At 75.1% G+C, this 18,049-nt stretch carries 18 protein-coding genes; 16 read left to right on the top strand and 2 right to left on the bottom strand.

Annotation, left to right across the window (positions count from 1 at the left end; translation table 11 throughout):
* Nucleotides 1-5 precede the first annotated feature (5 nt).
* From cysC to ACF053_RS05170, 14 genes are all read left to right on the top strand, one after another.
* Complete coding sequence (gene cysC / locus ACF053_RS05235; protein WP_079047103.1) at nucleotides 6-599, top strand: adenylyl-sulfate kinase; 594 nt, start codon at nucleotides 6-8, stop codon at nucleotides 597-599.
* Nucleotides 596-1,519 carry a sulfate adenylyltransferase subunit CysD gene (gene cysD / locus ACF053_RS05230; protein WP_391952566.1) on the top strand — a complete coding sequence of 308 codons (924 nt, stop codon included), beginning with the start codon at nucleotides 596-598 and terminating at the stop codon, nucleotides 1,517-1,519. The genes cysC and cysD overlap by 4 nt, the downstream gene beginning before the upstream one ends.
* Nucleotide 1,520: 1 nt before the next feature.
* The gene (locus ACF053_RS05225; RefSeq protein WP_391952565.1) at nucleotides 1,521-2,822 is read left to right on the top strand and encodes a sulfate adenylyltransferase subunit 1; all 1,302 of its coding nucleotides are present in this window, start codon (nucleotides 1,521-1,523) and stop codon (nucleotides 2,820-2,822) included.
* The gene (locus tag ACF053_RS05220) at nucleotides 2,819-4,228 is read left to right on the top strand and encodes a cation:proton antiporter (protein ID WP_391952564.1); all 1,410 of its coding nucleotides are present in this window, start codon (nucleotides 2,819-2,821) and stop codon (nucleotides 4,226-4,228) included. The genes ACF053_RS05225 and ACF053_RS05220 overlap by 4 nt, the downstream gene beginning before the upstream one ends.
* Entirely contained in the window at nucleotides 4,225-4,695 is a 471-nt protein-coding gene (locus ACF053_RS05215) for an adenylyl-sulfate kinase (protein ID WP_391952563.1), read from the top strand. The genes ACF053_RS05220 and ACF053_RS05215 overlap by 4 nt, the downstream gene beginning before the upstream one ends.
* A gap of 43 nt (nucleotides 4,696-4,738) precedes the next feature.
* Nucleotides 4,739-5,596 carry a TauD/TfdA family dioxygenase gene (locus ACF053_RS05210; RefSeq protein ID WP_391952562.1) on the top strand — a complete coding sequence of 286 codons (858 nt, stop codon included), beginning with the start codon at nucleotides 4,739-4,741 and terminating at the stop codon, nucleotides 5,594-5,596.
* 43 nt (nucleotides 5,597-5,639) lie between these two features.
* The gene (locus tag ACF053_RS05205; RefSeq protein ID WP_391952561.1) at nucleotides 5,640-6,680 is read left to right on the top strand and encodes a hypothetical protein; all 1,041 of its coding nucleotides are present in this window, start codon (nucleotides 5,640-5,642) and stop codon (nucleotides 6,678-6,680) included.
* Nucleotides 6,677-7,996: an ATP-grasp domain-containing protein gene (locus ACF053_RS05200; protein WP_391952560.1), complete on the top strand. Its 1,320-nt coding sequence runs from the start codon at nucleotides 6,677-6,679 to the stop codon at nucleotides 7,994-7,996. Before ACF053_RS05205 ends, ACF053_RS05200 begins: the two co-directional genes overlap by 4 nt.
* 29 nt (nucleotides 7,997-8,025) lie before the next feature.
* Entirely contained in the window at nucleotides 8,026-8,547 is a 522-nt protein-coding gene (locus ACF053_RS05195) for a thiamine pyrophosphate-binding protein (protein WP_391952559.1), read from the top strand.
* On the top strand, nucleotides 8,547-9,137 hold the full coding sequence (locus tag ACF053_RS05190; protein WP_391952558.1) for a thiamine pyrophosphate-dependent enzyme: 591 nt from the start codon (nucleotides 8,547-8,549) through the stop codon (nucleotides 9,135-9,137). Before ACF053_RS05195 ends, ACF053_RS05190 begins: the two co-directional genes overlap by 1 nt.
* Before the next feature lie 37 nt (nucleotides 9,138-9,174).
* The gene (locus ACF053_RS05185; protein WP_391952557.1) at nucleotides 9,175-10,071 is read left to right on the top strand and encodes an isocitrate lyase/phosphoenolpyruvate mutase family protein; all 897 of its coding nucleotides are present in this window, start codon (nucleotides 9,175-9,177) and stop codon (nucleotides 10,069-10,071) included.
* Between the two features lie 118 nt (nucleotides 10,072-10,189).
* A complete protein-coding gene (locus ACF053_RS05180; RefSeq protein WP_391952556.1) occupies nucleotides 10,190-11,665 on the top strand; it encodes an aldehyde dehydrogenase family protein in 1,476 nt (491 codons plus the stop codon).
* Between the two features lie 151 nt (nucleotides 11,666-11,816).
* Nucleotides 11,817-12,854 carry a helix-turn-helix transcriptional regulator gene (locus ACF053_RS05175; RefSeq protein WP_391952555.1) on the top strand — a complete coding sequence of 346 codons (1,038 nt, stop codon included), beginning with the start codon at nucleotides 11,817-11,819 and terminating at the stop codon, nucleotides 12,852-12,854.
* A gap of 93 nt (nucleotides 12,855-12,947) precedes the next feature.
* The gene (locus tag ACF053_RS05170; RefSeq protein ID WP_391952554.1) at nucleotides 12,948-13,337 is read left to right on the top strand and encodes a hypothetical protein; all 390 of its coding nucleotides are present in this window, start codon (nucleotides 12,948-12,950) and stop codon (nucleotides 13,335-13,337) included.
* Here ACF053_RS05170 and ACF053_RS05165 read toward each other — a convergent pair.
* Entirely contained in the window at nucleotides 13,316-13,975 is a 660-nt protein-coding gene (locus ACF053_RS05165) for an HAD family acid phosphatase (protein WP_391952553.1), read from the bottom strand. The two genes, ACF053_RS05170 and ACF053_RS05165, sit on opposite strands and share 22 nt — an antisense overlap.
* 138 nt (nucleotides 13,976-14,113) lie before the next feature.
* Here ACF053_RS05165 and ACF053_RS05160 point away from each other — a divergent pair, with 138 nt between their 5' ends.
* Nucleotides 14,114-14,740 (top strand): nucleoside/nucleotide kinase family protein, encoded by a 627-nt coding sequence (locus tag ACF053_RS05160; protein WP_391952552.1) that lies wholly within the window; start codon nucleotides 14,114-14,116, stop codon nucleotides 14,738-14,740.
* A gap of 331 nt (nucleotides 14,741-15,071) precedes the next feature.
* Nucleotides 15,072-15,944: a LysR family transcriptional regulator gene (locus ACF053_RS05155; RefSeq protein WP_391952551.1), complete on the top strand. Its 873-nt coding sequence runs from the start codon at nucleotides 15,072-15,074 to the stop codon at nucleotides 15,942-15,944.
* Between the two features lie 233 nt (nucleotides 15,945-16,177).
* On the opposite strand, the gene treZ is transcribed toward ACF053_RS05155, so the two are convergent.
* Nucleotides 16,178-17,971, bottom strand: coding sequence for a malto-oligosyltrehalose trehalohydrolase (gene treZ, locus ACF053_RS05150; RefSeq protein WP_391952550.1), 1,794 nt, complete (start codon nucleotides 17,969-17,971; stop codon nucleotides 16,178-16,180).
* Nucleotides 17,972-18,049 lie beyond the last annotated feature (78 nt).

Below are 18,049 nucleotides of genomic sequence, written 5' to 3'. Positions count from 1 at the left end.
GGACGATGACGGACACAGACAACAGCACATTCGAGGCGGTGCCCGCACACCCCGCGGGACCCGCCGGACGCGGCGCGACGGTCTGGCTCACCGGCCTCCCCAGCGCCGGGAAGACCACCCTGGCCCGCGCCCTGGCCGAACGCCTCCGCGCCGCCGGCCACCGCACCGAGGTCCTGGACGGCGACGAGGTCCGCGAGTTCCTCTCGGCGGGGCTGGGTTTCGGCCGTGCGGACCGGGACACCAACGTGCGGCGCATCGGCTTCGTCGCCGAGCTGCTCGCGTCGAACGGCGTGAAGGTCCTGGTGCCCGTCATCGCCCCGTACGCCGACAGCCGCGCCGAGGTGCGCGCGCACCACCGGCGGGAGGGCACCCCGTACGTCGAGGTGCACGTGGCCACGCCGGTGGAGGTGTGCTCGGAGCGGGACGTGAAGGGGCTGTACGCCCGGCAGGCCGCCGGCGAGATCAGCGGGCTGACCGGCGTCGACGACCCGTACGAGGAGCCCGACGCCCCGGACCTGCGCCTGGACACGGCCGGCCGGCCGGTGGCCGGGTCGGCTGCGGACATCCACGCCCTGCTCGTCGGAAGGGGACTGGCATGAGTGCCGTGACCGGGGCGACCGGTGTCTACCGCCCCACCCACCTGGACGTCCTGGAGTCCGAGGCGGTCCACATCCTCCGCGAGGTGGCGGGTGAGTTCGAGCGGCCGGTGGTCCTCTTCTCCGGCGGCAAGGACTCCATCGTCATGCTGCACCTGGCGCTGAAGGCGTTCTGGCCCGCGCCGGTCCCGTTCTCGCTGCTGCACGTCGACACCGGGCACAACTTCCCCGAGGTCATCGAGTACCGCGACCGGACCGTCGAGAAGCACGGGCTGACCCTGCACGTCGCGCGCGTCCAGGAGTACGTCGACGACGGCCGGCTCACCGAGCGGCCCGACGGCACCCGCAACCCGCTCCAGACGGTGCCGCTGCTCGACGCGATCGAACGGCACCGCTTCGACGCGGTGTTCGGCGGCGGGCGGCGCGACGAGGAGAAGGCGCGCGCCAAGGAGCGGGTGTTCTCCCTGCGCGACGAGTTCGGCGCCTGGGACCCGCGCCGCCAGCGCCCCGAGCTGTGGGACCTGTACAACGGCCGCCACATGGTCGGCGAACACGTGCGCGTGTTCCCGCTCTCCAACTGGACCGAGCTGGACGTGTGGCAGTACATCGAGCGCGAGGGCATCGAACTGCCCGCCATCTACTTCGCCCACGAGCGCGAGGTGTTCTCCCGGGCCGGCATGTGGCTGACGGCCGGTGAGTGGGGCGGTCCGAAGGAGTCCGAGCCGGTGGAGAAGCGGATGATCCGCTACCGCACGGTCGGCGACATGTCCTGCACCGGCGCCGTCGACTCCGACGCCACCACCGTCGCCGACGTCATCGCCGAGATCGCCGCCAGCCGCCTCACCGAGCGCGGCGCCACCCGCGCCGACGACAAGCTCTCCGAGGCCGCCATGGAGGACCGCAAGCGTGAGGGGTACTTCTGACATGACGGCCACCACCCACACCCGGCACGACCCCGCGGCGGCCACCCTGCTGCGCTTCGCCACCGCGGGCTCCGTCGACGACGGCAAGTCCACCCTGGTGGGCCGGCTCCTGCACGACTCCAAGTCGGTCCTCGCCGACCAGCTGGAGGCCGTCGAGGCGGCCTCCCGGCGCCGCGGCCAGGACGTCCCGGACCTTGCGCTGCTCACCGACGGCCTGCGGGCCGAACGCGAGCAGGGCATCACCATCGACGTCGCCTACCGCTACTTCGCCACCCCCCGGCGCCGGTTCATCCTCGCCGACACCCCCGGCCACGTGCAGTACACCCGCAACATGGTCACCGGCGCGTCCACCGCGGACCTCACCGTCGTCCTGGTCGACGCGCGCAACGGCGTCGTCGAGCAGACCCGCCGCCACGCCGCCGTCTCCGCGCTGCTGCGCGTCCCCCGGCTCGTCCTCGCCGTCAACAAGATGGACCTCGTCGGCTACGACGAGGCGGTCTTCGCGGCCGTCGCGGACGAGTTCACCGCCTACGCGCGCCGCCTCGGCACCGCCGACGTCGTGGCGATCCCGCTCTCCGCGCTGGAGGGCGACAACGTCGTCGCCCCGTCCGCGCACACGGACTGGTACAGCGGTCCCACCCTGATGGAGCACCTGGAGGGCGTCGAGGTCGCCGCCGGCCCGCCGGACGCGCCCGCCCGCTTCCCCGTCCAGTACGTCATCCGCCCGCAGAGCGGCGCGCACCGCGACTACCGCGGCTACGCGGGACGGCTGGCGTCGGGCGTGCTGCGGCCCGGCGACACCGTGACCGTCCTGCCCTCCGGGCAGCGGGCCACCGTCGCCGGCATCGACGTCCTCGGCACCCCGGCGTCCGCCGCGCGGGCCACCCAGTCGGTCACCGTCCGGCTCGCCGAGGACGTCGACGTCTCCCGCGGCGACCTGATCGCCGCCGGCGCCCCGCCCCGGCTCACCCGGGACGTCACCGCGACCGTCTGCCACCTCCACGAACGCCCCCTGCGCACCGGCGACAAGGTCCTGCTCAAGCACACCACGCGGACCGTGCGGGCGGTCGTCCGGGAGATCGCGTACCGCACCGACGTCGACACGCTGGAACGGCGCGACGCCGCCGGCGCCCTGGACGTCAACGACCTGGGCCGCGTCGTCCTGCGCACCGCCGAACCCCTCGCCCTCGACGACTACGCGGACAACCGCCGTACCGGCGCCTTCCTCCTCATCGACCCGGCCGACGGCACCACCCGCTCGGCCGGCCTCGTCGGGGAGACGTCCGCCTGGGGGGCACCGTGACCGACGTCGACCTCTTCCGGCTGTTCGCCTCCCTGATGCTGCTGCTCCTCGCGGCGCACCTCATGGGCAGGCTCTTCGCGCGCCTGCGGCAGCCGCCGGTCATCGGGGAGATCACCGGCGGCCTGCTGCTCGGCCCGTCGCTCTTCGGCCTCCTCACCCCCGGCGCGCAGGCGTGGCTCTTCCCGCCGACCGGGCCGGCCGCGACCGGGCTCGCCCTCGTGTACCAACTCGGCGTGCTGCTGCTGATGTTCCTCGCGGGGCTGCAGATGCGTGCGGTGTTCTCCCGTCACGACGGGCGGGCCGTGGTGCTGATCGCCGTCGTCGGCATGGTCATCCCGTTCGGCTGCGGTCTGCTGCTGGTACGGGTCGTCGACCTCTCCTCGGTCGTCGGGGAGGCGGGCGACCACACCGCGCTCACGCTGGTGATCGCGTGCGCCGTCGCGATCACCAGCATCCCGGTGATCTCCCGGATCATGATGGACCTCGGCATCGCCGGCACCTCCTTCGCCCGGGTGGTGCTCTCGGTCGCCGTCCTGGAGGACATCGTCCTCAACGTGGTGATCGCGGTCGCCCTCGGCATGGTCGGCGGCGGTCCGCACGACGCCTTCGGCGCCCCGGCACTGCTCGGGGTCGGCACGGGCGACGGGGCCATCGCCTACCACGCCCTCGTCTCGGTCGTCTTCTTCGGTCTGATGGCCGGGGTGGGGACCCTCCTGCGCCGCACCGCGGCCCGCGCGGACGCGCCGGCGGCCGGACCGGGGCCGACCGCGGACCGGCCGGGAGCGGGGGAGCGGCCGGAGACGGGGGAGCGGCGGACGGCGGGCGTCCAGGTCGCCGTGCAGGTCGCCGTGGTCCTCGGCGCCGGCGGCACCTGCGTCTTCCTCGGCATCACGCCCATGTACGGCGCCTTCCTCGTGGGCCTGATGATGAGCTGGAGCCGCGGCGCGGGCGAGCCCGACCCGATGGCCGCCGTCCGCGGCTTCGCGACCGGGTTCTTCATCCCCGTCTACTTCGCGATCGTCGGCCTCAAACTCGACCTGGTCCACGCCTTCGACCCCCTGCTCACCGTGGCGTTCATCGCCTTCGCCTGCGTGGTCAAGGCGGCCAGCGTCTACCTCGGCGCCCGCTGGGCCGGCCGGCCGCGGGCGGGCGCGCTCAACCTCGCGGTCGCCATGAACGCGCGGGGCGGCCCCGGCATCGTCCTGGCGACCCTCGCCTACGACGCGCGGATCATCAACGCGACCCTCTTCACGACCCTGGTCCTCACCGCCGTCATCACCTCCCTGATGGCGGGCGGATGGCTCGAGTCCGCGATCCGCCGCGGCCTGCTGCCCCGCGACGGGGACGAGGAGCGGCCGCCCGCGGCGGACCGTACCGACGACAAGATCCCGGCAGGTGCCCGATGAACCAGCACGCGACCGTCTGCACGTGCCTCCCCGGCGCCACCCTGTGGCTGGCGCCCCCGACGGCCGGTACCGCCCCGGCGGGCGCGACCGGGCCCGCCCCGGCGGTACCGGCCGTGGCGCCCGATGCCGCCGGCGCGGGCCACGACGCCGGTGCCGCCGCGCTGGCCGAGCGGCTGCGCGGCGAGCACCGCCGCGTCGAGGTGCTGGAGGGGACGGCCGGGCTCGGTTCGCCCGGGGACACCGCGGCCGCCGGCGTCCTGCGGACCGGCCTGGTGGCCGAGATCCTCGCCCGCAACGGCATCGCCGTCCTCGTGACCGGCGTCGCGCCGGACGAGCGCGCGCTGGCGTCCGTACGCGAGCGCCACCGGGAGGGCGGGGTCCCGTTCCTCACCCTGCCGTCCGATGGGTCGACCGACGAGCTGTACGCCGCCCTGGTCGCCAACGGCCTTGCGATACAGGCGAGTTGACGGCCGACCGACGTTCCCTTCTCCCGTCCAAGGGGTTATGATCATGTTCGACAGCATCGCCATCGACTGCTCGGGGATGTCGCCGGCGGACATCAGGGCCGCGACGGTCGCCTCCGTCGCCGAGCACCGGCTCGCCTACCTCCGCGGTTTCCCGCTCGACGTCGCGCGCTACACCGACCTGCTGGAGCACCTGGGCGAGCTCTGCCCGAACTACGCGGCCGGCTCCGCCTCCGACGCGTACGCCCTTCACCCGGCCGTCAACACGGTCCGCTGCCGGGCCCCCGAACCGGGTGCCGAACAGCGCGTCCAGGAGAAGGCCGGATCACTGCCCATGCACACCGGGCGCTCCTTCGCCCGGCGCCGGCCGCTCCACCTGGCCATGCTCATGGCCGACCCCGGCTGGCGCGACTTCGCACCGGGACACAACGGCGAGTCCCTGATCGTGCGCTGGGGCGACGTCCTGCGCGCCGTGCGGGAGCGCCACCCGGAGCACTGGGCGGAGGACCTGCGCCTCCTCACCGCCAACTCGGTCAGCTTCCCCGCCTCCCACCTCGACGAGGAGCCCTCCGCGCTGCCCTTCCTGTACGTGCCCGGGACGCCCCGGCTCACCCCGGTGCCGGACGACGTCGCCGTGCGCCTCCCCCAGGACGTCACCCGGCTGGGCCGGGCGGCCGAGCGGATGCCGGACGGGGAGCGCTGGTACGAGGCCGTCGTGCGGTTCAAGACCGCGGCCGACGACCCGGAGGTGCACCACGCGTACGTCATGGAGGCCGGCGACGTCGTGGTCATCGACAACGACCGCTACGGGCACGGCCGCCGGGAGGTGGTCGCCACCCGCACCGCGCCGGACGGGGGCACGGCGGTCAATCCCCGCACCATCTGGAGCGTCAACATCCAGTGACCTCCGCCCGGCCCTCCCTCCCTCCCACCTCCTGGAACAGGTCATGACCAGAATCATCGCGAGTTGCACGCGCGGAACCCACGGGCTCCCGGACGAGCTGACGGCCGTCGAGGGCGTCGGGCAGGCGGGCGACGTGGTCGTCGCCCGGGTCGTCTCGGTGGGCGCCTACAAGGCCGTCGAGAACACCAGCGGCCGGGACGTCCGCGTCCGCGTCGGCGACGAGGTCGTCGGCGTGCTCGGCGAGCGCCACTCCACCACCTCGATCTACGGGGGGCTGCCCGAGGGCGGACTGCCCGTGAAGGCCGGCGACCCGGCCGACCTGATGGCGGTCGGCGGCATCATCGGCATCGCCGCGTCCTCCCCGTCCTCCCTCGGCACCGCCACCGCCCTGGAACTGGTCGGCCTGGCCGCCGACCGGGACGGGCGGGTGCTGCGGCTGCGGCGAAGGGCCGCCGACACGGTCCCGGCCACGCCCGTCGTGTTCGTCGGCGGCACCGCGGCCGAGGTCGGCAAGACCACCTTCGCCTCCGCCCTCGTCCACCACCTGACCGCCCGCCACGGGCTGCGGGTCGGCGTCACCAAGCTGGCCGGCACCGGCCGGCTGCGCGACCTGCTGACCCTCGCCGACGCCGGTGCCCACTGCGCGGCCGACTTCGTCGACGCCGGCCTCGGCACCACGTACGGGCACGGGCCCGACGCCGTCGTCGGCGCGGCCCGCCACCTCGTGGGCCGGCTCGCCGACGAGGGCGCCGAGATCGTCGTCGCCGAGCTCGGCGGCGACCTGTGGGGCGCCGGCATCCCCGACATCCTGCGCGACCCCGGCCTCGTCGCCGCCGCCCGCGCCCTGGTCCTGGTGCCGTCCGACACGATGGCCTCCCTCGGGGTGGAGACCTGGCTCGGGCGCAACGACATCACCATCCCCGCCGTCCACGGCGTGCCCCACCGCAACGTCATGGCCGCCCGGGAGCGCGCCGACCGCGGCATGGGCGTGCAGCTGGTCGACCCGCACGACACGGACGACCTGGAGCGCATGGTGCGCGAGGTGCTGTTCGCGGACCGGGAGCCGGGGGAGGGCACCCGGTGAGCCCGGCCGAACCGCACGTCGCGCTGCTCCTGGGCGCCGGCGGCATCTCACCGGACGCCGCCCTGGGGGCGGCCACCACGGTCACCCGCCAGGTCACCGTCGTCTGGTACGAAGGCGGCCCGACGGCCGCGGCCGCCACCGCCCTCAAGGAGCGCTGGAGCCGGGAGTGCACCGGCGAATGGCTCGCCACAGGCGACCACCGCGAGATCCCCGGCATGCTCGCCGAACTCCACCGGCGGCGCCCCCTGCACGGCGTGGCGACCTTCGGCGAACCGCTCATCGTCGCGCAGGCCGAGGCGCAGGAGCGGCTGGGCCTGCCCGGCAACCCGCCCGGCGCCGTCCGCACCGCCCAGTCGAAGCTGGACCAGCGGCGCCGGCTGCGCGAGGCCGGCGTCGAGACGATCCGCTTCCGGGTCGTCCGCGACCAGGGCGACGTGCCCGCGGCCGTCGCCGAGGTCGGCTTCCCGGCCATCCTGAAGCCCGTCCACGGCGCGGCCAGCTTCCTCGTCAGCAAGGTCCACGACGAGGCGGAGCTGCGCGCCCGGCTGGCCGAGGCGCTCACCGCGTACCGGCAGTCGCCGCTGCTGGACCCCGAGCCGCTGTTCGTCCTCGAACAGCTGCTCGTCGGCGACGAGTGGTACGAGGAGCCGGGCTTCGCGGACTACGTCAGCGTCGAGTCCCTGGTGGCGGACGGCCGCGTCACGCACGTCGGCATCACCGACAAGCTCCCGCAGCACGGCTTCGTCGAGACGGGCCACGCCGCCCCCACCTCCCTGCCGGCCCACCGGCGGCGGCAGGTGCTCGACCACACCGGCCGGATCATCGAAGCCCTCGGGATCCGCTGGGGCGCGACCCACGTCGAGCTCAAGCTCACCCCCGACGGCCCCGCCTGCATCGAGCTCAACGCCCGCCTCGGCGGCCCCATGGGCCATCTGCTGCGGGCCGCGACCGGCGCCGACATCGCCGCGGACGTCGTCAGGCTCGCCCTGGGCCGTCCGCCCGAGGGCGACTACGGCCGGGTCCGCCACGCCCTGTACCGCTGCGTGCCGCCGCCCGCCGAACCGGTGCGGATGACCGCGCAGACACCGCGCGAGGAACTGCTCGCGGCCTTCCCGGAGCTCGTGTTCTGCAAGACCCGGTTCGCGCCGGGCGCCGAGCTCCACCCGGACCGGCCCTACAACGTCCTCACCTTCCTCGTCACCGGTGACGACATGCGCTCCTGCCTCGCCACCGCACGGCGGGTGGAGGACGCCTACCGGGCCGAGTTCGTCCCGCTCGCCGACGGCACGCCCGCGGCCCGCGCCGCGACCCCCTGACGCACCGACCCCACCGACGGAAGGCCGACATGCACTCCACCGCCACGGGTGCGACCGCCCGCGCCCTGCTCGACAGCCTCGTGGACCACGGCTTCACGCTGGCCACCGGCGTCCCGTGCTCCCTGCTCACCGGGGCGTTCCGCCTCCTTGAGGACCCGGGCGACGACGCCCGGCTCGCCCGGCTGCACTACGTCCCCGCACCCCGCGAGGACAGCGCCATCGGCATCGCCTCCGGAGCCGTCGTCGCCGGAGAGCGCGCCGTGGTCCTCATGCAGAACTCGGGGCTCGGCTACTCCCTCAACGTCATCACCTCGTTCAACCTCATCTACGACGTGCCCGTGCTGCTGATCGTCAGCTGGCGGGGCCACGACGGCAACGACGCCGTCGAGCACGACGTGATCGGGGCGGAGCTGCTGCGGCTGCTGGAGCTGTTCCGGCTCCCGTACACCGTCCTGGACCACGCCGACCCGGCCGCCTCCGTCGCCACCGTGATCGACCTGATGGACAAGGAGCAGCGCTGCGGCGTGCTCGTCGTCCGGGAAGGCATCTGATGTCCGCACCCGCCCCCACCCCCGCCCCTTCCGCCGCGCTGACGCTCTCCGACGTCGCCGCCGAGCTCCTCGCCCGGTACCCCGACGCGGTGATCGTCTCCACCTGTGGATTCACCACCCGTGAGCTGTTCAACGCGGCGGACCGGCCGGAGAACTTCTACCTCGTCGGCTCCATGGGCATCGCCGCGCCCGTCGCCCTCGGCATCGCGCTCGCCCGCCCCGCGCGGACGGTGATCGCCCTCGACGGCGACGGCTCGCTGCTGATGAACCTCGGTGTGCTGCCCCTGGTCGCGGGTGCCGGCGCCCCCCTGCTCCACGTCGTCGTCGACAACGGCATGCACGAGAGCACCGGCGGCCAGGCCACCGTGGGACGCGCCGACTTCACCGCCCTCGCCCGCGCCGCCGGATACGCCCACGCCGTCCGGGTCGAGGACGCCGCCGGCCTCCGGGCGGCCGACCTCACCCCGCGGCCCGCCCTGCTGCACGCGCTGACCGGACCGCGCACCGGCGGCCCGGGGCGCCGGGTGACGCACACCCCGCAGCAGATCGTCGAGCGGGTCTCCACCGCGCTCAACCCGGTCGCCGCCTGACCTCCCGGACCCACCCACCTGTGAAGGAGTTGCCCGAATGTCGAAGACCCGTGCCCTGCGTGAAGCCCTGAACGGCCCCGCCATAGCCCGGATCATGGGGGCGCACGGCGCCCTGAGCGCCAAGCTCGGCGAGGAGGCCGGCTTCGAGGCGATCTGGGCCAGCGGACTGGAGATCTCGGCCGCCCGCGCCATCCCGGACGCGAACATCCTCTCCATGGCCGAGTGCCTGGAGGCGGCGGCCGAGATCGCCGGCGCCGTGGGGATCCCGGTCCTCGCCGACTGCGACTCCGGCTTCGGCGGCGTCGGCAACGTCGTGCACATGATCCGCTCGTACGAGGCGCGGGGCATGGCCGGCGTGTGCATCGAGGACAAGATGTTCCCGAAGATGAACAGCTTCGTGGAGGGCAACCAGGACCTCGCCCCCCTCGGCGACTTCGCCGCGAAGATCACCGCCGCCAAGGAGGCCCGCACCGACCCCGACTTCGTGGTCGTGGCGCGGATCGAGGCCCTGATCGCCGGGGCCGGCATGGACGAGGCGCTGCGCCGCGCCGCCGTCTACGAGCGGGCCGGCGCGGACGCCCTGCTCATCCACTCCAAGCAGAGCGCCCCCGACGAGGTGTTCGCCTTCCGCGAGTCCTACCGCGGCGCCCTGCCCGTCATCGTCGTGCCCACGACGTACCCGCAGGTCACCGCGGACGAGCTGACCACCCGCGGTTTCGGCGGGGTCATCTACGCCAACCAGGGGCTGCGGGCGTCGATCAGCGCCATGCGCGACGTCCTCGCCCAGATCGGCGGCGCCGGCTCGACCTACGGCGTGGAGGGCTCCATCGCCGCGCTGAAGGACGTGTTCGCGCTCCAGCGGGTCGACGAGCTGCTGACGCTCCAGCAGCGCCACGACCGGCTGACCGCCACCTACGCCGCGCCGCTCGACTGACCCGGCGCCGGCCCGGCGCGGGGCGCCCCCCGCGCGAGCCGGTCCGCCGCCCGCCGGTCCGCCCGGGTTCCCGAGCCCCGGGCGGACCGCCCCGACGCACGCCAGACGAAGGAAGAGCATGGAGCCCCGCCGTACCGCCCCCGCACCGGCCGTCGCCGAGGTGCGCAACCTCGTCGGCGACACCTGGCGCGACGCCCTGTCGGGCCGCCGCCAGGAGAACCGCAACCCCGCCCGGCTCGGCGAGGTCGTCAGCCGCAGCGCCGACTCCGACGCCGACGACGTGCGCGACGCCGTCGCGGCGGCGGCCGCCGCGCTGCCGGCCTGGCACGACCTGGGCCCCGTGCGGCGCGGGGAGATCGTGATGCGCGCGGCCTCCCTCGTCCGGGAGCGCCGCGAGGAGTTCGCCGTGGCGATCACCCGTGAGCAGGGCAAGCTGCTGCGCGAGGCGCGCGGCGAGGTCGACCGGACCGTCGCGCTGATGGAGTACACGGCCGGTGAGGGACGCCGGCTGGGCGGGGCGACCCTGCCCGCCGACGACCCGCGCACCCTGGCACTGACCCGGCGCCACCCCATCGGCGTGGTCGGCCTCGTCACCCCGTGGAACTTCCCGCTGGCGATCCCCGCCTGGAAGGCGGCCCCCGCCCTCGTCGCCGGCTGCACCGCCGTCCTCAAGCCGTCCCCGCTCACCCCGTACACCGCCGCGCTGCTGGTGGAGTGCCTGCTGGCGGCCGGGGCGACCGGCGGGGTGCTCAACCTCGTCCACGGCGGCCGCGCCGCGGGAGAGGCGCTGGTCGCCGAACCGGCCGTGTCGGGCGTCTCCTTCACCGGCTCCGTCGAGGTCGGCCGGGCCATCCACACCGCCGGCGCGCCCCGCTTCCTGCGGACGCAACTGGAGATGGGCGGCAAGAACGCCGCCTTGGTGCTCGCCGACGCGGACCTCGACCTGGCCGCCGACGCGATCGTCGCGGGCGCCTTCGGCCAGGCAGGGCAGCGCTGCTCGGCCACCAGTCGCGTCGTGGTCGACCGCGCCGTCCGCGACGGCCTCGTGGCGCGCCTCACCGCGCGGGCGGACGCCCTCACGGCCGGGGACGGCCTCGACCCGGACGCCGGGCTCGGCCCCGTCGTCTCCGAGGAGCGCCTGCGGGCCTGCGTGGACGGGGTCCGCCGGGCCGTGGCGGACGGGGCGTCCGTCGTCCGCGGCGGCGAGCGCCTCGGCGGCGCCCTCGCCGACGGCTGCTTCATGGCCCCGACGATCCTGGTGGACGTCGCGGCGGACAGTTTCGTCGCCCAGGAGGAGATCTTCGGTCCGGTCCTCTCCGTCATCGACTGCGACGGCTTCGAGGACGGGCTGCGCGTCGTGAACTCCGTGCGCTACGGCATGGCCGCGGCCGTCTTCACCGGTGACCAGAGCCTCGCCCTGCGGGCGCTCGACCGCATCGACGCGGGCATGCTGCACGTCAACCGGCCCGGCGTCGGCGCGTACCCGCACATGCCGCACGTCGGAGCGAAGGAGTCCCAGTACGGCCCGGCCGAGTGCTCCCCGCAGGTCTGGGACTTCTACACGGAGTGGCGCACGGCCTGCGTGAGCTACTGACCCCGGCCCGCCGTCACCGCCCGCGGTCACGGGCGCACGCCGCGTCCGTGCGCTCGATGTCCTCGGGCCCCCTCTCGGAACCCCGCCCCCAGCCCTTACCATGCACGCTGGCGATATGATCAAGGCACGTGGGGGGGAAGGTGCGTGAGCGGTGAGGCGGGTCACTGAGGCGGTCGACCACTCCGACGACGATCCCGATCAGCGGCCCCTGGCGTCCCTCCTGGGGCTCCACGGGCGCAGTCTTGACGTGTACCGGCTAATCGTGTCCCAGCCGGGGTGGGGCGTGGCCGAGATCGCCGGCGACCTGGGCATGACGGAGCCGGAGGTGCGCGCCTGCCTCGACGAGCTGGCCGAACTGTCCATGCTGTACTCGGGCGGGACGGCGGCCGCTCCGGTCGCGCTCCCGCCCGGCATCGCCCTCGCCGCCCTGCTGCACCGGCGCGAACTGGAGATCCAGGCGCAGCAGACCCAACTGGCCGCCGCCCGCGCGCTCGCCGCCGAGCTGGCCGTGACGTACTCCTCCAACTGCGGGCACCGGGGCAACATCGGGCTGGAGCGGCTCGACGACGTCGTCGCCGTCCGCTCGCGGCTCGCCGAACTCGCCACCCTCGCCAAGCACGAGCTGCTCTCCTTCATGCCCGGCGGCGGCCAGAGCGAGGAGGCCCTCAACGCCAGCCGTCCGCTGGACGAGCACAGCCTCGCCGCGGGCGTGCGCATCCGCACCCTGTACCTCGACAGCGTCCGCAACGACCGGGCCACCATGGAGTACGCCCGCTGGCTCTCCGGACTCGGCGGCGAGATACGGACGATCCCCTCCCTCCCCGTCCGCCTGCTCATCGTGGACGGCACGCAGGCGCTGCTGCCCGTCGACCCCGAGAACAGCCGCGCGGGCGCCGTGGTCGTCCACGCGCCGGGCGTACTGGCGGCGCTGGTCAGCCTCTTCGAGTCGCACTGGGAGCGCGCCCGGCCCCTCGGCGCGGTCGAGTCCGCCGAGGCCGGCGCGCCGACGGCCCAGGAGCGGGAGCTGCTCAGGCTGCTGGAGACCGGCAGCACGGACGAGGTGGCCGCCCGCCGCCTCGGCGTCTCGCTGCGCACGGTGCGCCGGATGATGGCCGAGATCATGAGCAAACTGGGTGCGCGCAGCCGCTTCGAGGCGGGTCTGCTCGCCGCCCGCTGCGGTTGGCTGTAGGGGCCGTCTCGGGGAAGGCCGCCTGCTGTCATGGCAGTTAGAGGCCAGTCGCCCCGCTGCCCTCTTCTCGGTCGCGATGCGATCATGTTGCGCATGTACGCGATCCACATCCGGTTGGATTCCCCGGGGCAGCACGGGGTCGCCTTGGACATCGGCGCTGTCGCCCAGGAGCTCCAGCGGATCCCAGGTTGCACTGTGGAACATTTCTACGCGCATAGACCCCCGGCGGTCGCGGAGGCGGCCCCCTCCGGGGCGGGCGGCGTCCTGTACGTCCTGGGCGGGTCGCTGGAGGCGGCGGGCAACGGCGCCCTCGCCGCCGTCCGCAGGGTGCTCGCCGGCGCGCCGGCCTCGGCGGCGCTGGAGACGCCCGCGCACCGGTGGGTGACCGGCCTGTGCGACGCCACGGTGCGGGTGGGGTTCGACCGCCACCGCGGCGCCGCGCCGGCCGGTGCCGGGGAACGTCAGGAGAGCTTGCCGTCGTAGTCCGGCAGCTTGAAGGTGCGCTCGGCGTGGCCGCCCGTCAGGTCGCCGGGGCGGTTGCCGATGTTCGCGATGACCGTGTAGCCCTTGGCCTCGATCTCGGCGCGCTTCCCGGTCTTGTACGCGGCGACCTCCTCGAACAGGTCGGGCAGGTCCCGGACGTACAGCCCGGTCACGGGGTAGCCGGCGGCCTTCAGGTTGTGCGCCGTGAGGTCGTGGATGATGCCGGGGCGGGCGGTGACGAAGAAGACGGCCACGCCGCGCGAGTGGGCGTAGCGCGCGAGGTCGAGGACGGGGCGGACGGCCGGGGTCGGGTACTCCCAGAAGTAGTGGAAGTCCGTCTCCAGGGACGTGTTGTCGATGTCCAGGACGATCGCGAGCTTCTGTCCGGACCCGCCGGCGGTGCGCTGCTCCAGGTAGGGGCGTGCGGGGGTGAGCGCCGTGGCCACGTCGCGCTGCCAGGCGGTGTAGTCGACGCCCCGCAGCTGGGCGAGTCCGCCGTGCGTCGCGACGGCCGCGGCCCGCCGCTCGGCCGGCTCCGCCGCGGCGGCCGCGGTCGCCTGGGCGGGCACGGCGAGGGTCAGGGCGGCCGAGGCGGCCAGGGCGGCGCTCCACCGACGTGCTCTTCCGGGTGCGTGCATGGGATCCACTCCTCTTCGGATCGGGTGGGCGGCTCCGCCACCCCGTGAATCGGCATGTTCGCGTCACATGGTGGACGGAATGCAGCCTTCCGGCTACCGATCGGTAGCCACCAGACGAGAGACGGGACAATCGGTCCCATGGACGCGCATCGACTCGCCGTACTCACCACCCGCGCACGACAACTGGCCTCCACCGGGCCCCGGCGCATCCTCGGTCTGGCCGGCGCGCCCGGCGCGGGGAAGTCCACCCTCGCCGCCCGCCTCGTCGACGGGCTCGGCGGGCTCGCCGTGCTCGTGCCGATGGACGGCTTCCACCTCGCGCAGGCCGAACTGGAACGGCTCGGCCGTGCCGCCCGCAAGGGCGCCCCCGACACCTTCGACGCCGCCGGGTACGCGGCCCTGCTCGCCCGGCTGCGCGCGCCCGAGCCCGGCGTCACCGTGTACGCTCCGGCCTTCGACCGCGATCTGGAGGAACCCGTCGCGGGCAGCGTCCCGGTCCCGCCCGACCTCCCGCTCGTCGTCACCGAGGGCAACTACCTGCTGCACGACGACTCCGCGTGGGCACCGGTACGGGAGCTGCTGGACGAGGTGTGGTTCGTGGAGACCGACGACCGGCTCCGCGTCCGCCGCCTCGTCGAACGGCACGTGGCCCACGGCAAGGACCGCGCCCGCGCGGAGCGCTGGGTCCGGGAGTCGGACGAGGCGAACGCGCGCCTGGTCGCCGCGGGCCGCGACCGCGCGGACCTCGTCGTCCGCCTGGCGTGACGTGGCCTCACCTGACGGGGTGTGAACCGTCGCGCCCCCACCCCGGCCGCCGGCCCGCGCCGGCCTGCCCCGACCGGTCCGTCTCCCTCCCGGGCCGTCTCCCCTCCGGTCCGCTGCCTCCCTCTCGGCCCGCCCGCCCCGGCCCGACCGCCCCGCCCAGACCCGGCCCGTCGGCCGGCTGCGGGGTGGCCGAACCCCGGTTCCGAGCTCCGGTTCCGAGCCCGGGGCCGGACCCGTCGGTCCGGTGGGCCGGGCCGCCGGGCCGCCGGGCCGCTCGGCGGGTGGGACGGTCAGGGCTCCACGGCCGGCCGGGACCGTCCAGACTGAGGGCATGGACCCCGACCTGCTGCGCACGTTCGTGACGGTGACCCGGCTCGGCTCCTTCTCGGCGGCCGCCCGCGAGCTCGGCCGCGACCGGTCAGCGGTCGCCCGGGACCTCGCCGCCCTCGAACGCGACCTGGGCCTGCCCCTGCTGACCCGCCGGCCCGTCGTCCCCACCGTGGCGGGTGCCCGGCTCCTGGAGCACGCCGTACCGCTGCTGCTCCGCCTCGACGCGGCGCGCGCGGAACTCGCCCGGCTCGCCTCAGCGCCGGATGCCGAACTGGCCGTCGCCGCCTCGCCACTGGCCGTCGGCCCCCGGCTGCTCGCCGTGCTCCCCACCGCCACCGCCCGCGTCACCTTGACGGTCCTGCCCCGCGAGGCGGTACGAGCCGCCCTCGCCGCGGGGGCCGCCGCCCTCGGTCTCGTCGACCGGCTCGATGTCCCGGGCGACCCGGCCGACGACGGGCCCGACGCCGCCGAACCCACCGCCACCCGCGTCGCCACGGCCCCCCTCGCCCTGCACCTGCCCGCCGGGGACCTGCTCGCCCACCGGTCCGGCGTGCGCCTCGGCGACCTCGCGGCCGCCCGCTGGATCGACGCCCCGGCCGCGGGGATCCCGCTCGACCGGCTCCGCGCCGCCCACGGCACGTACGGGTTCCGGCCCGCGCTGTGCTACGACGGCACCGACGTCCGCACCCTCACCGCGCTCGCCGCGGCCGGCCGCGGGCTGGCGCTCCTGCCGGAGACGGTCCCGGCCGCCCCCGGGGCCACCGCCGTACCGCTCGTCGAACCGCGGCTCGTCCACCGCGTGGAGCTCCTGCGCACCGCCGCCCCGGCGGGCCCCGCGGCGGAACTGGCCGACCGCCTCACCCGCGCCCGCTGACCGACCGGGCCCGGCGGCCACCGCTCGCCGACGGCCCACCGCCCGACCGGCCCGTCCCCGCCTCCGACCGGCCTCCCGACCGGCCCCGTCTCCGACCACCCACGGTCAGCCCTTGACCAGGACACCGCCGCACACACCGGCGACGGCCGCCACCGCACACACCGGCGACGGCCGCCACCGCACACACCGGCACCGGCCGCCACCGCACCACCGGCACCGGCCGCCACCGCGCGTCAGCCGTCCGCGAGCACCACGCACGACTCCGGGGGCACCACCAGCATCCCGCCCTCGCCCTCCGGCGCCGCCACGGGCTCCCAAGCGGCCAGCACCCGTACGCCGTCCTGGCCCAGGGCGATCCGGGCCGGCGCGGAGCCGAGGTTCACCGCCACCCGCACGTCGCCGCGGCGGTACGCGATCCAGCGGCCCTCCTCGTCGTACGCGAGCCGGATCGCCGCCAGGTCCGGGTCGGTGAGGTCCGGCAGCTCCGCCCGCAGGGCGATGAGCCGCGTGTGCCACTCCAGCAGCCGGGCGTGCGGCTCGCGCTCCGGCTCCGACCAGTCCAGGCAGGAGCGGTCCCGCGTCGCCGGCTCCTGCGGGTCGGGCACGTCCTCCTCCTTCCAGCCGTGCGCCGCGAACTCCCGCCGCCGCCCGGTGCGGACCGCCTCCGCCAGCTCCGGGTCGGTGTGGTCGGTGAAGAACTGCCACGGTGTCCCCGCGCCCCACTCCTCGCCCATGAACAGCATCGGCGTGAACGGCCCGGTGAGGACGAGCGCCGCCGCGCACGCCAGCAGGCCGGGGGAGAGGGACGCCGAGAGCCGGTCCCCCTGCGCCCGGTTGCCCACCTGGTCGTGGGTCTGGGCGTAGCCGAGGAAGCGGTGCGCGGGCACCGTCGCCACGTCGACCGGGCGGCCGTGCGTACGGCCCCGGAACGTCGAGTACGTCCCGTCGTGGAAGAAGACCCGGCCCAGCGTCTTCGCCAGCGCGTCCAGCGGCCGCCGCGCGAAGTCGGCGTAGTACCCCTGGGACTCGCCCGTCAGCGCGGTGTGCAGGGCGTGGTGGAAGTCGTCGTTCCACTGGGCGTGCAGCCCCAGGCCGCCGGCCTCGCGCGGGGTCGTCGTCCGCGGGTCGGACAGGTCCGACTCGGCGATCAGGAAGTGTTCGCGGCCCTGCTCCGCCGCGAGTTCGTCGACCGCGGCCGACAGCTCCTCCAGGAACGTCAGCGCCCGCGTGTCGGCGAGGGCGTGCACCGCGTCCAGCCGCAGCCCGTCGACGCGGTAGTCCCGCAGCCAGGACAGCGCGCTGCCCAGCAGGAACGCCCGCACCTCGTCCGAGCCCGGCGCGTCCAGGTTCACCGCCGCGCCCCACGGCGTGTGGTGGGTCTCCGTGAAGTACGGGCCGAACACGGGCAGGTAGTTGCCGGACGGGCCCAGGTGGTTGTGGACCACGTCCAGCACCACGCCGAGCCCCAGACCGTGCGCGGCGTCCACGAACCGCTTGAGCGCCGCGGGCCCGCCGTACGGCTCGTGCACCGCCCACAGCGACACGCCCTCGTACCCCCAGCCGTGCCGGCCGGGGAACGGGCACAGCGGCATCAGCTCCACGTGGGTGACGCCCACCCGCACCAGGTGCTCCAGCCGCCCGGCCGCCGCGTCCAACGTGCCCTCCGGCGTGTACGTCCCGACGTGCAGCTCGTACAGGACCGCCTCGCGCAGTCCCCGCCGGGGCGGCTCGTGGCGCCACTCGTACGTCCCGTGGTCGACCACCGCGCTGCGCCCGTCCGGCCCGTCCGGCTGGCGCCGGGACCGCGGGTCGGGCAGGACGGGGCCGCCATCCAGCGCGTACCCGTAGCGGGCCCCGTCCGGGACGCCGCCGTCACCGGCCACCAGCGCCGTCCACCAGCCCTCGCGGACCGGGTCGCGCTCCATCGGGTGCCGGGCACCCGCAAGTTCCAGCTCCACCCGTTCGCGCGCGTTCGGCGCCCACACCTCGAACAGCACTGGCGATCCCCTCGTCGTCGGACGGCCCATCGGTACCGCGTCCCCATCCTGGCGGGACCGGGATCCGGAAGCACGCCACTTGGCCGATCGGACCCCGTGGCGGGCACC

The sequence above is a fragment of the Streptomyces kanasensis genome (assembly GCF_043077165.1).
GTDB classification, from domain to species: domain Bacteria; phylum Actinomycetota; class Actinomycetes; order Streptomycetales; family Streptomycetaceae; genus Streptomyces; species Streptomyces changanensis.
Note: the sequence above shows the minus strand (reverse complement) of the source record. Positions and strands in the feature narration are given on the sequence as shown.

Coding starts and splice junctions, on each gene's coding strand:
- ACF053_RS05155 (WP_391952551.1), top strand. CDS start 15,072: ATGGACCCCGACCTGCTGCGCACGTTCGTGACGGTGACCCGGCTCGGC.
- ACF053_RS05205 (WP_391952561.1), top strand. CDS start 5,640: ATGACCAGAATCATCGCGAGTTGCACGCGCGGAACCCACGGGCTCCCG.
- cysD (WP_391952566.1), top strand. CDS start 596: ATGAGTGCCGTGACCGGGGCGACCGGTGTCTACCGCCCCACCCACCTG.
- ACF053_RS05225 (WP_391952565.1), top strand. CDS start 1,521: ATGACGGCCACCACCCACACCCGGCACGACCCCGCGGCGGCCACCCTG.
- treZ (WP_391952550.1), bottom strand. CDS start 17,971: ATGGGCCGTCCGACGACGAGGGGATCGCCAGTGCTGTTCGAGGTGTGG.
- ACF053_RS05180 (WP_391952556.1), top strand. CDS start 10,190: ATGGAGCCCCGCCGTACCGCCCCCGCACCGGCCGTCGCCGAGGTGCGC.
- ACF053_RS05185 (WP_391952557.1), top strand. CDS start 9,175: ATGTCGAAGACCCGTGCCCTGCGTGAAGCCCTGAACGGCCCCGCCATA.
- cysC (WP_079047103.1), top strand. CDS start 6: ATGACGGACACAGACAACAGCACATTCGAGGCGGTGCCCGCACACCCC.
- ACF053_RS05170 (WP_391952554.1), top strand. CDS start 12,948: ATGTACGCGATCCACATCCGGTTGGATTCCCCGGGGCAGCACGGGGTC.
- ACF053_RS05195 (WP_391952559.1), top strand. CDS start 8,026: ATGCACTCCACCGCCACGGGTGCGACCGCCCGCGCCCTGCTCGACAGC.
- ACF053_RS05160 (WP_391952552.1), top strand. CDS start 14,114: ATGGACGCGCATCGACTCGCCGTACTCACCACCCGCGCACGACAACTG.
- ACF053_RS05190 (WP_391952558.1), top strand. CDS start 8,547: ATGTCCGCACCCGCCCCCACCCCCGCCCCTTCCGCCGCGCTGACGCTC.
- ACF053_RS05215 (WP_391952563.1), top strand. CDS start 4,225: ATGAACCAGCACGCGACCGTCTGCACGTGCCTCCCCGGCGCCACCCTG.
- ACF053_RS05165 (WP_391952553.1), bottom strand. CDS start 13,975: ATGCACGCACCCGGAAGAGCACGTCGGTGGAGCGCCGCCCTGGCCGCC.
- ACF053_RS05210 (WP_391952562.1), top strand. CDS start 4,739: ATGTTCGACAGCATCGCCATCGACTGCTCGGGGATGTCGCCGGCGGAC.